Annotated in this window: 1 protein-coding gene; it reads left to right on the top strand. The window is 51.7% G+C overall.

Going from position 1 to position 333, the window contains the following annotated elements; translation table 11 throughout:
• Positions 1–67: 67 nt before the first annotated feature.
• Positions 68–333: hypothetical protein (locus GHO32_RS26270; protein WP_153443136.1), on the top strand; the 266-nt coding region annotated here is incomplete at its 3' end.

Below are 333 nucleotides of genomic sequence, written 5' to 3'. Positions count from 1 at the left end.
GCTGCTCTTGACGGATCGTCAAATCACACAATACCATGAGTCACGAGAAGCAACTCACCGGTGCAATATGACTACCAAAAAACGCAAGCCACAAAATCGGATGGCTTTGACTATTTCCGATGAACTCAAGGCTGCGCTCAATGAGCTTAACGATGCGACTGGTGTGGCTGCAGCCAGCTTTGTAACCGAGATTATGGAGGGCAACATCCCCATGATTTTGGGAATTGCTCAGGCTGCACGCTTGGCAAAAGCAGAGCCGGGCCGTGCCTTGGAAATCATGCAGCGTTCGATGCTTGAAGCTGTGCATGGTGCCAATGTGGCGCAGATGGGCCT

It is taken from the genome of Pseudomonas sp. FSL R10-2189, assembly GCF_009600325.1.
GTDB lineage: Bacteria > Pseudomonadota > Gammaproteobacteria > Pseudomonadales > Pseudomonadaceae > Aquipseudomonas > Aquipseudomonas helleri.
The sequence above is the reverse complement of the archived record's forward strand: the minus strand, read 5'-3'. Positions and strand labels throughout refer to the sequence as shown.